The following is a 14856-nucleotide window of genomic DNA, read 5'->3' as shown; positions in this document are numbered from 1 at the left end:
CAATAAGGTCAATATGACTTTGTTGGCGGTTTTTTATTATGCAAAAGTCTAACGACAAGTTTTTAAAGCCGAGGGCTAACAACAATCGTATACGGACTGAGAAATAAGAAACATAAGCCGAAAAAATCGGAATGACGAAGGATTTCTACAAAACTACGAAATCTGTCTCAGTCTCAATTTTCTGATTTAAATCGATCTCGACATTAAATTTAAAAGTCAATAGGGAACGTACGTACTTATGCACAAGTTGTTAACAAAAAGGGGATGAGTTGCTAATAAATCGTGAATAACTGTTGTTTTTGTGGATAAATAGGGGAAATACACACATTTCGACTTGTGGATAACTAGAATAACTTTGTGGATAGTTGTAATAACGGGATTTTTGTTGTGAATAAAAAAAGAAAAGATGGCAGAAAATTCCTGCACATCTTCCATTAATTGTCGTCCATTTCAGCGACTAAAATTTGTAATTCTTCCCATTTTGTCATTGTTTCTTCTAGTTGCTGTTCGATAGTTGTTCGTTCTTCTGCAAGTGCTTGAATTTGTTCATAATCATCAATCACTGCTGGGTCTGTCATTGCTGCATCAATTTCTTCCAGTCGTGATTCATACGTATCAATCGCAGCTTCGTGTTCTTCAATTTGTCGTGTTAACTTACGTTTTTCACGACGCAACGCTTTTAAATCAGCATAGGTTGCTTCTTGTTCTGACTGATGATTCGCTGCACTAGGCGTAGGATTATTTTGTGCGTCAGCATGTGTTTGCAATGCTTGTTGCTGTTCCAGTTTTTCAAGATAATATTGATAATCACCTAGATAAATATGGCCACCGTTAGCGTCTAAATCAAAAATTTTGTTTGCCAATTCATTAATAAAGTAACGATCGTGTGATACGAAAATGAGTGTGCCTGCAAAGTTACGCAATGCTTGTTCTAACATTTCTTTAGAATCGATATCTAGATGGTTAGTCGGTTCGTCCAAAATTAATACGTTGTTGCGTTCAAGCATAAGCAATGCTAATTGAAGTCTTGCTTTTTCGCCACCTGAAAGATCATTGATAATCTTTTGGACATCATCCTGTGTGAAAAGAAAGCGACCAAGTACCGCACGTACATCTTTTTCAGGCATATGTCTGTATTGATCCCAAACGTAATCTAAAATCGTTTTATTCGAGCGGAATTCAGCTTGTTTTTGATCGTAGTAACCAATTTTCAAGTTTGCGCCTGGCACGATGCTGCCGGATAGGGCATCTAAACGACCGGCGAGTGTTTTAATCAATGTAGACTTACCAATTCCATTTGGTCCGATAATGGCGATGTGGTCGCCTTTCGTAATTTCTAAGTTAATCGGTTGTGTAACTGGCGTTTGATAGCCGACTTCAAGCTGGCGAATATGCATGACATCATTACCCGTATTGCGATCAAAGTCGAAACGAATATCAGCACTTCTAGCGTCCAACATAGGTTTTTCGATGCGCGTCATTTTTTCTAAAACTTTGCGTCGGCTTTTTGCCATGCCACTTGTTGAAGCACGTGTAATGTTTTTCTCGACAAACGTTTCAAGTCGTTTAATTTCATCTTGTTGACGTTCATATTCAGCAAGGCGTTTCTGATAATATAAATCACGTTGTTCGATGAATTTGGCATAGTTCCCAACGTAATGCTTTACTTCTCCAAGTGATACATCATAAATTTGCGTGACAATTTTATCTAAAAAGTAGCGGTCATGAGAAATAATGACAATCGCACCACTAAAAAATTTAAGATAATCTTCCAACCAAGCTGTTGTTTCCATATCAAGGTGGTTGGTCGGCTCATCTAGTAGCAACAAATCCGGTTCACGTAAAAGCATTTGTGCAAGTGATAACCGTGTTTTTTGACCACCGCTGAAATCATTGACCGGACGTGTATAGTCGGTTTCTGTAAAGTTTAAACCATTGAGCACGGTTTTAATTTTACGTTCGTAGTCATAGCCCCCTTGCTTTTCAAAATCATTTGAAAGACTTTCATAACGTTTGATATGTTCTTGATAGTCATCCGTCTCGTAGCGATCCGCATGTTGCGCAAGCCAATCTGTTTCTGCTTGCATTTTCTCGCCGAGTTGTTTCAGATGGACAAAAGGTTGTAACATTTCGTCAAACACTGTATTTTCTGTGTTTAACGTCATTTGTTGTGTGAGGTAGCCAACTTTTAAATTTTTAATTTTAGAAATATGACCATCTTCATAGTTTTCGACACCAGCTATAATCTTCATCAACGTAGATTTGCCAGCACCGTTGCGCCCTACAATGCCGATGCGCTCGCCAGTTTTTACTTCAAAGTTTACATTGTCAAAAATCGGTTCACCATCAAAAGATTTCGAGATTTGACTTAACTGCATTAATATCATGGGGCATACTCCTTTCATTCTCTTACATTGTACAATAAAGTATTTACCTATCAAATCATTAATGTTTCTTTCTCGCTGAAAGTCGGTTATAATAAGAATGCTAAGCTGTGAAATGCATCACATGTTTTTAGAAATAATTTTGGAGGATTGTAAAATGGCGAAAGAAATAACGAAAATTCCAAGAGCGACCTTAAAACGCCTGCCTTTATACTATCGTTTTGTGAATTCATTGAAAGATAAAGGTGAAAATCGTGTTAATTCTAAAGCAATCAGTGAAGGTTTAAACATTGATTCTGCAACGATTCGACGTGATTTTTCCTACTTTGGTGAGCTCGGCAAAAAGGGATATGGCTACAACATTGACAACCTTCTAGACTTCTTCAAATCAGAACTCAGTGACGCAGAAGAGATTCGCATCGGTATCGTTGGTGTCGGAAACCTTGGACACGCACTGATCACTTACAACTTTTCCATCCATGATGATATGACAATTACAGAAGCATTTGATATACGTCCAGAAGTAATCGGTGAATCCATCGGTAATGTTACAGTAAAACCGATGTCCGAGATGAAAGAAATCGTAAAAAAACAAAAGCTAGAAGTCGTAATTATTGCGACGCCGGGATCTGCTGCACAAGATGTGACGAATGAATTAGTAGATGCTGGTATTAAAGGGATTCTTAACTTTACGCCGAAACGTGTACAAGTGCCACAATCGGTACAAGTTCATCAAATCGACTTAGGGGTAGAGTTACAATCATTATTATTCTTCATGAAAAACTATAGTGCGACATTAAAGGCATAGACACCTTAGACATAGATCATATATAGGATTGATAAAATAAGCCGTCAAAATTCTAACTACGAATTTTGAGGTTTTTTTTTATGCCGTCGATGAGGGGGAAACGTGCTTTTATTCGGCTTAGAAACGTAAACGAATGTGAAAAATTCAAAATTCAGCTTGCATTGTCAGAATTTATTGTATATAATCCTATCATATTAGTCGGATATAAGGGGGTTATACAATGCTTTGGACAATTTTTAGCGGTTCTATTGTTGGATTGTTACTTGGTTTTGTAATGCAACGTACAAGATTTTGCTTAACAGGTGGTTTTCGTGATATGTACGTGCAAAAAAACAACAAAATGTTTTATGCATTACTCGTTGCGATTGCGATTCAAGCGGTGGGTATATTTGCGCTACAAGGTGTAGGTTTCATTACAATTGATAATGGCACATTTCCAATCGTTGGCACCATCGTCGGATCATTTATTTTCGGTGTAGGGATCATTTTAGCAGGGGGATGTGCAACAGGAACATATTATCGTGCAGGTGAAGGTTTGATTGGTAGCTGGATTGCGTTAGGCTTTTACGCACTTTTTGCGGCCATTACAAAATTCGGTGTGTTAGCACCATTGAATGAACGTTTAAAAGGCTTTACAGTCGCTAATGCAGATATATCTACATCAACAGGTATTCCTAGTTGGATATGGTTAATTGGACTCATTGCGATTACTACATTTTTCGTTGTAAAAACGTTACGAAAACCAAAACCAACGATTGCAATTCCGAAACTAAAACAACGTTACACAGGTATTCGTCACCTATTATTTGAACGTCGTTATCATCCATTCGTAGCGGCAATTGCAGTTGGTCTCATTGCGATGATTGCTTGGCCAATGAGCAGTTCAACAGGACGTGAAGGTGGCTTAGGGATTACAACACCTTCTGCACACATTGTGAAGTTTTTGACATCAGGTGATACGAGCGCACTGGATTGGGGCGTATTTCTCGTATTAGGTATTTTTGTCGGTTCATATATTGCCGCAAAAGGGTCTCATGAATTTAAATGGCGTTTGCCTGACGTGAAAACAATTCGTAACAGTGCGATAGGCGGTACATGCATGGGCTTCGGCGCTGCGATTGCAGGTGGATGTTCAATCGGTAATGGTCTTGTTGCGACAGCCGCATTGTCATGGCAAGGTTGGATTGGTTTAGCCTCTATGATTTTAGGCACATGGTTTATGAGCTATTTCTTATTTGTCAAACCATTGCGTGAAGCACGTCGACAATCACAATCTGTGCGTGCACAATCAGTTAATGCATAATCAATAAAGGAGTGTATCACATGGTATACGAATTAGGAACAGTGGGGATGGTTTGTCCATTTCCATTAATAGAAGCACAAAAGAAAATGGAAATGTTAGCTGTCGGTGACGAGTTGAAAATTGACTTCGACTGTACGCAAGCAACGGAAGCCATTCCAAATTGGGCAGCGGAACAAAGCTATCCCATTACAAATTATGAGCAACTTGGCGATGCTTCATGGACGATTACGATTCAGAAAGCATAGCATTATAAAAGCGTAAAGAGACTGATTCATGTTGAAAAATATGGCATCAGTCTTTTTTCGTATGTTCATTACCAAGAAATATAGTGGATTACTTCGGTTTCTCATCACATTATTTTTCTCGAACATACAACAGAATGGGCAATCATTTTCTAATTGTGAAGACTTGTCACAACTCGGAAAAGTTGATGTGTTTTGTGAATAACTTTTAGCGAATTTTCATGGTGGTTTGTGATAGAATAGCAGTTGATATAGTGAGGTGGAATAGATGAACATAAAAGATATTGCTGAGTTAGCTGGCGTATCTAAAAGTACAGTGTCACGTTATTTAAATAATGGCTCTGTCAGTCCGAAAACACAGCAAAAAATCCAAGAAGTGATTGAAACACATGGATATGCCCCTAACCAATTTGCCCAAAGTTTAAGAGCGCAACAGACGAAGTTGCTAGGGGTCATTATTCCACGTATGAATTCATATGCGGTTGCAAGTACAGTTCAAGGGATTAAAAAAACGTGTGAAACGCAAAACTATCAGATGTTATTGACGCTGACAGAACGCGATATGAAGCAAGAATTAGAAGCGCTACGTTCATTTCAACGTAGTAAAGTAGACGGTGTGCTGTTTATGGCGACAGCGATTACCGATGCGCATATGGAAGTAATAGCATCGATGTCTGTGCCAGTGATTCTCATCGGTCAAACGCATGCGCATTTAAGTGCAATTTACCATGATGATTTGCAAGCAGGTCAATTGATGGCGCAACGCATTATCGCACAAAACTATCAACATGTGTATTATGCGGGGGTGCCTGACGAAGATGAGGCAGTGGGGCATTTACGTTACCAAGGACTATATGATACGTTAAAAGAAGCAGGCATTGAAGTTGAGATGCATCAAGCCGCATTCGATTATAACCAAGCTTTGAATAAGATTGAGCAACAACTCGTATTACAAGCGGATACTGCATATATTGGTGCGACTGATACAATCGCTTTGGCACTCTATCGTGTTATTATGAGTGAGTCAATTACTTTTACGCCGTTTATTGGTGGTTTTGGTGGAGACCCTACGACAGATATTGTTCATCCTAAGATACATACCATTTATTATCAATATGAACATGCAGGACAAATAGCTGTACAAGCTTTGTTTAAACAATTAGCGAACAAAGATGAAAAAACGACACATATTTTAGATGTATTGCCAACAGCGCAACAGTTTTTATTTTACAACAATGGAACCGTTACCAATACATAAGGAGGTTACTTTAACAAATGAAAGAATGGACACGTGATGAACGTTATCGCAAATTAGAAGATGCGACGGCAGAAGAAATGGAAACGTTGAAAGAGACTGTTGAAAAGTCTCGCTATCGTCAAACGTATCATATCCAGCCGTCAACAGGATTATTGAATGACCCGAACGGTCTTATTTATTTTAATGGTGAATATCATATCGCACATCAGTGGTTTCCACTAGGCACTGTCCACGGTTTAAAGTATTGGGATCATTATAAGAGTAAGGATCTTGTACATTACCGACATGATGGTATTTTATTGAAACCTGACACACAATATGATAGCCACGGCGTATATAGTGGCAGTGCGTTTGAATTTGAAGGGGCACTTTATTATATGTATACAGCGAATCATCGCAATGAAGCGTGGGAACGAGAGAGTACGCAAATAATTGCGAAAGTGAATGAAGCGGGCGAGGTTGAAAAGTTGTTACCGCCTGTTATTATGAATCCACCAGCTGGGTACACACAACATTTTAGAGATCCTAAAGTGTTTATAAGAGACGGTAAATTGTACGCGATTATTGGAGCGCAACGTGCGAATGAAACGGGTTGTGCGGTACTTTATGAAGCGGAACGACCTGAAGGCCCCTGGGTGTTTAAAGGCGAAATTAAAACAGCATTAACAGATTTTGGCTATATGTGGGAATGTCCAGATTACTTCCAATTAAATGGCAAAGATGTGCTTGTTTTCTCACCACAAGGGCTTGAAGCATCTGGTGATTGTTTCCAAAATATTTATCAAAGTGGATACATTATTGGGGAGTTAGACTTTGAAACATTAGAAATGACGCATGGTGACTTCGTTGAACTAGATAACGGCTTTGATTTTTATGCGCCACAAACACTGACGGATGAGGCACAGCGTCGTGTAATGATCGGCTGGATGGGCTTACCTGATACGAACTACCCAACTGATAACGAAGGTTGGGCGCATTGCTTAACATTGCCGAGAACGCTTGTTATAGAAGATGGGAAGCTAAAACAAAAGCCACATATGAACTTGCGTCGCTTACGTGCGAATCGAGAGACAGCACTAGGCTATGCGAATAAGTTTTTAAAACAATTGCATCCATATGAAGGCGAGCAATACGAGTTGGTTATTGATATTTTGGACAATGAAGCGTCAGCGATAGAATTTCATTTGCGTGCGTCTAAAGATGAAGCGACGGTCATTCGTTATGAAACGGATACGCAACGCATTAAATTAGAGCGATTTGATAGTGGTCTGCTACCAACGCCGGTAGAAGGAACAGCACGTCAAACACAATTGGACACACCATTACAACAACTGCGTATTTTTGTTGATACATCAAGTATTGAAGTCTTTTGTAATGACGGCGAACGTGTGCTGACATCACGTATTTTCCCAAAAACAACTGCCAATAAAATTAAAGTAGCGACAGATTCAGGACAAGTATATTTGAAAATGACGAAGTATGACATCGAAGGAGCGAATCAAGATGACTAAGGCGTTTTATGCGATTGGCGAAGCATTAATTGATTTTATACCGACAGAACGTGATCAATTATTAAAAGATGTGAATGGTTTTATGCCACAAGTCGGTGGCGCACCGTGTAACGTCGCGGCTGCTGTTCAAAAACTGACAGGGCATAGTCATTTAATTACACAACTTGGAAATGATGCTTTTGGCGACCGTATCGTTGAAACACTTGCGCAACTCAACGTTGATACACAGTGGATTGAACGTACAGATGTTGCGAATACCGCATTGGCGTTTGTCAGTTTGACCGCAAGTGGGGAGCGTGACTTTTCATTTTATCGTAAACCGAGTGCAGATATGTTGTACGACCCGGCACATATTGCACGCATACCATTGTGCAAAGGCGACATGATTCATTTTTGTTCGGTTGCGTTAGTTGACAGCCCAATGAAAGAAGCGCACGAAGCATTGTTAACGAAGGCGCATGAAGTCGGGGCGACAGTTGTGTTTGATCCAAATGTCCGCTTGCCATTGTGGGAGGATCACCAAGCATATCAACAGACAATCCAGTCATTTATCCCACATGCAGATATTGTTAAAATTTCGGATGAAGAATTGTCATTTATTACACAAATCTCAGATGAACAACAAGCATTACAATCACTGTTTCAAGGACGAGTGAAAGCTGTGATTTACACGCAAGGTGGGGAAGGTGCCAGCCTTATATTTGAAGATGGCACAACTTATACCGCACGTCCGAATGCGGTTGATGTGGTGGATACGACTGGTGCTGGTGATGCGTTTATCGGTGCTGTTATTGCAGAATTAATGCAAGCTTCTGTACAACCGATTGAAACGTTAAAAACAGATGGACAAGCGATTTTAGCGTTTGCGAACCAAGTTGCGGGACACGTCGTACAACAATACGGCGCATTATCAAGTTTACCAACACGTGAAGAATTATAAATAGAAAAGCCTAGTATCGCAGGGGATTATGCGTCGCTAGGCTTTTCGTATACTACTTAGATTTTTTTAATATTGCGCACAGATACATAACACAGTTCGCCATTTTTAAAATGAACCGTTCGTGCTTTTGGATCCACATTGGCAATATTGTGGCGATTCAGCACGAAACTATTGTGACAGCGGAAGAAACGCTGATCAACTTGTGTGAGTTCTTTTAAATTACCATAAAATTCAATTTGTCGATTGTCTAAATGCGCAATAAGGCGGTGTGATTTAGGCGATGACTCAAAAAACATCACATCATCGTAATGTACATATTCCGAGCCACTTCCTCTTTTCAACTCTAAAGTTTCAACCGCTTCTTCTTTCGTGAGTAAATTCAAACGATTGAACGCTGTTTCTAGACAGTCAAAAACGCGTTTGCGCAGTTGATCCGGATCATCTTTAAAAATGAAATCCATCGCAGCGACTTTATAGACGAACGTCAGGTAGGTCAATTCACTATGACTCGTCACATAGATAATATTGCCAATCGGATCATGCTTGCGAATTTCACTACCGACTTTAATACCGTTAATATCAGATTCTAGTTGAATATCTAAAAAGTAACAGCCAATATCCGTCATATTTTTAGACGCTTCTAACAGTTCGTATGGATCGTCAGTCGAAATTTCAATTTCCATCGGTTTTTCTTCAATCATAATATATTGATTAATGATGGATTCCATACGCGCACGCTGTTTTGGATCATCTTCACAAATCAATATTTTCATACAATTTACCCCCTATGCATCAGCGTTCATAATTTCTAATTTTTGCGTAAAGTAATTGTTTTCAAGCGTTGTATCTAATAAAACATTGTCCGTACTATCCGTAATTTCTTTCAAAGTTGATAAGCCAAGCCCTCGATTTGGTCCCTTTGTAGAAAAGCCTTCTTCAAATAATGTGTGTAACTTCGGCATATTTTCAGGCGCTTTATTCATCACAATAATCAAAACAGAAGTTTCAGTTTGAATAAAAGCAATTTGAATCATTGGGTCTTCTACCGTTAAAGAGGCTTCAATCGCATTGTCCATAATGATACCGAGAACGCGACTCAAATCAATAATCGGCATGTTAATATGCGTAATTTCATCAGCCACTTCAACGCTAATTTGTATGTGATGTTCTTGCGCTTGAATGATTTTCGTCGTCATCATACCTTTAATTTCACGGATTTTTAATTTTTCAACACCGTTTAATTTAAGTGTCGTATTTTCAAAGTGATGTTTAATAGGGTGGATGTGTGTTTCGTAATACTGTTTAAGACCTTCTAAGTCATCTTCTCGCAAATACTCAGACATAGTAGATAAAATATTAATATAGTCATGGCGAAACTTGCGCATGTTGTTATTAATTTCTTCAATTTGTAACGTGTATTTGTAGTAATCTTCAATTTCTTGTTTATTACGACGATACGTTAACTCTCGAGATGCGGTAATTGAAATAATAATAACGAGTATAGCGAATGCGATAAAATAGACGATAATAACGAGTGCGATGGCTCTCATATCTTCAATGGAACGCACTTTCGCAGGCGTAAAGACGTCAATTAAAATAAAAAACGCCATAAGCATCGTTGCGAGTAATACGAGATACAGTTTATTTACATATAGCCATGAAATGCGTAAGAGTCGCATTAAAAAACGGAACAACTCAGCAAACACAACCGCACCAGAAACAAAAGTTAAGGCATATATTGTTTGGCGTAAATAAAAATTCGTATGATGAGATGTTAAATATTCGTATAATAATGTGGATAAAAAGTCACTCAAAATCAGGATAAGGACACTTAACAATACGCTAATAATGCCAATCATCCGTTGTTTTTTATAAAAGAATACAAGGAAATATATCAAAATAAAGAACAGAGTTGCTTTTCCAATTAATAGAAACAAAACAGTAGAAGGGACTACTATCCCTATAAGAATAGAGAGGTAATCCCTTCGTGTGTATGTTGGTTTGTCGATTAAAATTAAATGCGTCACTAAAAAGAAAACAAAAACTTGAAAAATAGTCAAAATCGCGATATGAATCATTTCCAATTTTATACACACTTTCTAATTATAATAGAGACTTATTTGTCTAATTCTAAAAGTTCGCGTGGAATTTCTGGCTCGTCAAAGAAGTGCGTGCATGTGTTAATCCAGCCGAAATTACCAATCGCTTTGAATAAGTTAGCAAAAAATTTAACAATCGCATCTAAAATGTTCATTTTCAATCTGCCTCCTTAGGGAAAAATATAGGTAATAGTGTTACCGCCTGAAGTGTAACGCCAAAGCATATTAATTGTTGATAAGGTGCCGGAACGACAAGGGCTATACCAAGGACGATCGTTGTTATAACGATGGACTTGATTTTTAAACCACGCTTACGAGATTCTTTAATCGGTTGCTTTTTCGTAGCAGCCGGTGCATAGATGACGACAATCAACCATCCAATGACCGACAAGACGAACATATAGCGAAACGGTATCTCATAATGTGCAATAGCGAATGGCACCAAAACGAACAACAGTACATTTTGGATATGACACATCAGTGAAGATTTTGCATGGGCACCGTGTGAAAATCGGCGCACAAAGATATAGCTTAAGTGAACAGTTAGTGTGTATAAAATGGTATTTAAGAGGAGTGCAAGTCCGTACGTAACGATTGCTTTGAAAAAGTTAATCGCAACGATTTGAATGCCTAATCGTACTTTGAGAAAGTCGATATGGTCCAAATTTTGATGTTGTTGTATTTTACGAGCCAGTGACTCAATACCGTTATCAATGATTTGCACTTCGTTTCCTCCTTAGCCATATTATAAATGATAAATTCTTATGAAAGTCGCTTTTTGCCTAACTGTTCGGTTTCAGTGCCTAACTGTCGAAAAAACGTTTACAAAGCAATTTTAACACAAAAATATAACAGTTAAGTGCGCAAAACATCAATCTAGGCAATAATTTACAAAAACTTAAAATTTAAGGTATATATATAAAAGGAAGAAATAGTAAGTATGTCTTATTTCGCACAGCCATAACGCTGTAAATGTGCGTTTTTTATTTCAGATATATTAAAGCAGCCTTAAACCATGTGGTAAATAACATAATCAAAAGAAATAGACTAACCGTGCTTAAAAATAGCTTTTGCCTAAGTGTCAGACTTCAGTGCCTAACTGTTAAGAAAAGCAGTTACGTATTCAAAACAACAGAGCAGGAATTGTAACCTTACCAGGTACTGTCAACGGTGGCACAACTTTCAGCTAATAATTAGAGGTGATATGATGCAAAAACTTTTCAATATCTGGATTGGTGTGTTGTTACTTGTGTTAATCGTGTCATGGACAATCATCAGTATAAAATTCGGCAACATTAAAACATATCAAGTCGTGATAAGTAATATGTTTATTTATATCGCTTATATTTTTTACTTATTAAGTTTTTATAAATATAAGCGTGATCAAAAAGAATACTAATTTTTAAATGAGCCCTATAGATTAGACGCTTAAAAGTGTCAATTTATAGGGCTAAATGATGTACAACTAAGCTATTTCTTCAATGCGTTTGCATATAACTTCTTAAGAAACAATATTTAGTGTGAAAATAAAAGTTTTGATATGCTCGATTTTGATCTTGTTTTGACAGACATTGACTAGGTAAAATATCAAATTTTGCCTAAGTGTTAAATCTCAATGCCTAACTGTTGAAAAAATGAGAATCTCTTTATTTCGACATAAAAAAGTGAACAGTTACGCACTCAAAACAACAAAGTAGGCACTAACGCCCAAAAAGCCTTCAAAACATGTTGTAATATAACCATAATCACTTTGGTCATATTCCTACTTCGCAATCATGTGAGAGGCGTTGCTAAGGTGTGGTTTTAGCTTAATGTTGTATTCTTCGCGCATATAACACATTAAAGTTAAAACATTTCATGATTATTTGTCTCATATATTATATAGGAGGTGGCAATAATGGTAGCAGATATCGTAGGTACTATCGTAGAATTTGTAAAACTTATTGCTGAAACTGTTAAAAAGTTTACTAAGTAATCTTGAGGGTTTCGTGCTGGTTTACATTTACGACCGTATACTATGGGCAATATGAAATCCCAAGTTTCCATATTGATTACAGTACGGCGTAATGAAATATCAGCTTTTTGCTCTATATTTCAAACTTCCCCAACCATATCATATGAAAAACTGTGATAATATTTGAAATTCATTACATTCCCTTAATACGAAAAAAACAGGCAAGCCTCCCAATCTTGCCTGTTTTTTTACGCAAATTTTATTAGTTGATTATGTGGTTATTGTGTATTCTGTTGTGCGTAACGATAAACATCAGGTCGCATATTATCGAACACAGGAATCGCTTGGCGTTGTGCATCAACTTTTGATAAATCGAGTGTCACTGTGCAAACTGTTTCTGTATCGTCTGCTTCAGCGATGATGTCGCCATTCGGATCGATGACCATTGAATGACCTGCATACGTTGTCTTACCATCTGAACCACAAGTATTCACAGCAACCACATACATATCATTTTCAATGGCACGTGCTTGTAGTAGTTGACGCCAATGATTTAAACGTACAGCAGGCCATTGAGCAACGTAAAAGATGACTTTGGCACCTTCTGCAGCAGGGTAACGCGATAACTCTGGAAAGCGTAAATCGTAACAGATGATTTGTGAAGCAGGTGTTCCATCTGATAAAGTAAAAGTGTATGGCACGTTATCACCAGCGTTTAAGTAGCGTGGCTCATCCAACATCGGAACTAAGTGTATTTTGTCATAATGGTACACAAGGTTTCCTGAACGATTGACTGTGAGTGCGGTATTATACAGTCCATCTCCATGATGATTGGAGACCGAACCTGCAACGATGTCTACATCATATTGTTGTGCAAGTTGACGTAGAAAAGGTATCGTACGTGTTAAACGACGATCTGCTTTACTTTGAAGTTCATCAAGCGCATAACCATTATTCCACATTTCAGGAAGCACAACGACATCTGTGTCAGTATCTATAGATGTCTCAAAAAGGGACGCTATTTTTTGTTCATTATGCGTAACATTTCCGGGTGTGATGTTAAATTGCAATAATTGAATTTTCATCATAAACACTCCTAGCATTTCTTATAAGTCGAGTTTACTAAATAATCGGATAATTATCAAAGTCTGTATGTGTTTATCCTTTTTAATAGGCATGTTGTTTTGAGAACTGGTAGTATTTGAAATGAAAAACCATTATAATGTGGAAGGCAAATGGGCGTTTTTATGATGCGTGACTATTTATAAAGTCGCTAGCCCCAGTTTTTAAATATTCAACAAAAAAGAAAGGACTGTTTACGATGTCTCAAACGTTTATAAGGAAATACGTCGCTACAAGTATGACATCGCTACTATTAATAGGTGCCTTACAAGTACCCGTACACGCTGAGACAAGTACGCAGGATACGACAGCTACACAGCACGAAGAGGAACCGTCGTCTGATACGTCCACAGAAGAGATGCACCCTTCTGTGGATGAGCCGGCCATCGACACTGGAGAAGCTGTCCCACCGACTGATGAAGAGAACGAAGAGTCTGATGCGTCAGAAGAAATTGAATCGGAACAGCAAAATGATGTTATAGAAGAAGATCCGTCATCTCCTGAAACGGAAAATCCTTTGCCACCAACGCAAGGAGGCAGAGAAACAGAAGGGAACAGTACGGTGAATCATCCGCCATCTTCAGAAACACAGCAAGGTGAAGGGACGTATACACCACAACACAACCCGGGTGCGCAAACGCCAACTGGTCATGGTCCGTCAGCTGTGGCAAATATAAATAGTGGCTTTAAATACAATCCAGTAGCTGCAGAAATCGCGCAACATCTGCATACACAAGGGCATACGGACGATGCTTCGATACAAGCACTCGGTCAAAAAGCAACATTCAGACAGAACCAGTTTTTAAATCGTATGCAAAAACAATCAGATTATTTTCGTTTTCAATCATTTAAACCACTATCGGCACGTGGTTATTATGAAAATCTCGATAAACAAGTGTTGGGATTAATCGCTGGAGAGATTGGTGCAATGCCAGATTTAAAGAAAAAAGATAGCAAATCAATGGCGTCACATCATCAAGAAGACAAAGAACAACAAATTAAACAAGATCAGCTGCATACGACATCAGCTGAAGTAGACGATGATAATGGACAGAAGGAAAAATCAAAAAATAGTAGCTATAAATGGTTGATTTCTGGACTAATTGGTATCGTGCTTGCAGGCGCATTATATCGTTTAGTTCAACGCAGAGAACACTAGAACACGACTTATAATACGATGAACAATGCTTTTATTATGAGGTTTAAAACGCTCTGAATATCATTCTTTTTGGATG

The 14856-nt window shown here is 38.1% G+C and carries 15 protein-coding genes; 9 read left to right on the top strand and 6 right to left on the bottom strand.

From position 1 onward, the window contains the following. Positions 1 to 434: 434 nt before the first annotated feature. Positions 435 to 2387, bottom strand: coding sequence for an ABC-F family ATP-binding cassette domain-containing protein (locus TP70_RS07480; protein ID WP_044360695.1), 1953 nt, complete (start codon positions 2385 to 2387; stop codon positions 435 to 437). A 154-nt stretch (positions 2388 to 2541) separates the two neighbouring features. On the opposite strand from TP70_RS07480, the gene TP70_RS07475 reads away from it, so the two are divergent. From TP70_RS07475 to TP70_RS07450, 6 genes are all read left to right on the top strand, one after another. After that, positions 2542 to 3192, top strand: coding sequence for a redox-sensing transcriptional repressor Rex (locus TP70_RS07475; RefSeq protein ID WP_044360694.1), 651 nt, complete (start codon positions 2542 to 2544; stop codon positions 3190 to 3192). A gap of 220 nt (positions 3193 to 3412) precedes the next feature. Beyond that, on the top strand, positions 3413 to 4495 hold the full coding sequence (locus tag TP70_RS07470; protein WP_044360692.1) for a YeeE/YedE family protein: 1083 nt from the start codon (positions 3413 to 3415) through the stop codon (positions 4493 to 4495). Between the two features lie 20 nt (positions 4496 to 4515). Next, complete coding sequence (locus tag TP70_RS07465) at positions 4516 to 4740, top strand: sulfurtransferase TusA family protein (protein WP_044360691.1); 225 nt, start codon at positions 4516 to 4518, stop codon at positions 4738 to 4740. Between the two features lie 265 nt (positions 4741 to 5005). Continuing rightward, positions 5006 to 5995: a LacI family DNA-binding transcriptional regulator gene (locus tag TP70_RS07460; protein WP_044360689.1), complete on the top strand. Its 990-nt coding sequence runs from the start codon at positions 5006 to 5008 to the stop codon at positions 5993 to 5995. A 17-nt stretch (positions 5996 to 6012) separates the two neighbouring features. Next, on the top strand, positions 6013 to 7506 hold the full coding sequence (locus TP70_RS07455) for a sucrose-6-phosphate hydrolase (RefSeq protein ID WP_044360688.1): 1494 nt from the start codon (positions 6013 to 6015) through the stop codon (positions 7504 to 7506). Beyond that, positions 7499 to 8446 carry a carbohydrate kinase family protein gene (locus tag TP70_RS07450; RefSeq protein WP_044360687.1) on the top strand — a complete coding sequence of 316 codons (948 nt, stop codon included), beginning with the start codon at positions 7499 to 7501 and terminating at the stop codon, positions 8444 to 8446. The genes TP70_RS07455 and TP70_RS07450 overlap by 8 nt, the downstream gene beginning before the upstream one ends. A gap of 56 nt (positions 8447 to 8502) precedes the next feature. Here TP70_RS07450 and agrA read toward each other — a convergent pair whose 3' ends face one another. Genes agrA through TP70_RS07435 form a run of 4 tightly spaced genes read right to left on the bottom strand, consistent with a single transcriptional unit; the run spans position 8503 to position 11269 of the window. Further along, positions 8503 to 9219, bottom strand: coding sequence for a quorum-sensing response regulator AgrA (agrA, locus tag TP70_RS07445; protein ID WP_044360686.1), 717 nt, complete (start codon positions 9217 to 9219; stop codon positions 8503 to 8505). Positions 9220 to 9231: 12 nt separating this feature from the next. Then, complete coding sequence (agrC, locus tag TP70_RS07440; protein WP_411914112.1) at positions 9232 to 10524, bottom strand: quorum-sensing sensor histidine kinase AgrC; 1293 nt, start codon at positions 10522 to 10524, stop codon at positions 9232 to 9234. A gap of 38 nt (positions 10525 to 10562) precedes the next feature. Further along, a complete protein-coding gene (gene agrD / locus TP70_RS12005) occupies positions 10563 to 10700 on the bottom strand; it encodes a cyclic lactone autoinducer peptide AgrD (RefSeq protein WP_084207673.1) in 138 nt (45 codons plus the stop codon). A gap of 2 nt (positions 10701 to 10702) precedes the next feature. Beyond that, positions 10703 to 11269: an accessory gene regulator AgrB gene (locus TP70_RS07435; RefSeq protein WP_044360682.1), complete on the bottom strand. Its 567-nt coding sequence runs from the start codon at positions 11267 to 11269 to the stop codon at positions 10703 to 10705. A 483-nt stretch (positions 11270 to 11752) separates the two neighbouring features. Between TP70_RS07435 and TP70_RS07430 the strand changes: the two genes are divergently transcribed. Continuing rightward, entirely contained in the window at positions 11753 to 11944 is a 192-nt protein-coding gene (locus tag TP70_RS07430) for a hypothetical protein (protein WP_044360680.1), read from the top strand. A gap of 498 nt (positions 11945 to 12442) precedes the next feature. Next, the gene (locus TP70_RS13000; RefSeq protein WP_142381183.1) at positions 12443 to 12520 is read left to right on the top strand and encodes a delta-lysin family phenol-soluble modulin; all 78 of its coding nucleotides are present in this window, start codon (positions 12443 to 12445) and stop codon (positions 12518 to 12520) included. Between the two features lie 257 nt (positions 12521 to 12777). Here the strand turns inward: TP70_RS13000 and TP70_RS07425 are convergent, their stop codons facing one another. Beyond that, positions 12778 to 13584 carry a carbon-nitrogen family hydrolase gene (locus tag TP70_RS07425; protein ID WP_044360677.1) on the bottom strand — a complete coding sequence of 269 codons (807 nt, stop codon included), beginning with the start codon at positions 13582 to 13584 and terminating at the stop codon, positions 12778 to 12780. Between the two features lie 275 nt (positions 13585 to 13859). Between TP70_RS07425 and TP70_RS11815 the strand changes: the two genes are divergently transcribed. After that, positions 13860 to 14780 carry an SdrH family protein gene (locus TP70_RS11815; protein WP_103369423.1) on the top strand — a complete coding sequence of 307 codons (921 nt, stop codon included), beginning with the start codon at positions 13860 to 13862 and terminating at the stop codon, positions 14778 to 14780. Positions 14781 to 14856: the final 76 nt, after the last annotated feature.

The sequence above is a fragment of the Staphylococcus microti genome, assembly GCF_000934465.1.
In the GTDB taxonomy this organism is placed as follows: domain Bacteria; phylum Bacillota; class Bacilli; order Staphylococcales; family Staphylococcaceae; genus Staphylococcus; species Staphylococcus microti.
The sequence above is the reverse complement of the archived record's forward strand: the minus strand, read 5'-3'. Positions and strand labels throughout refer to the sequence as shown.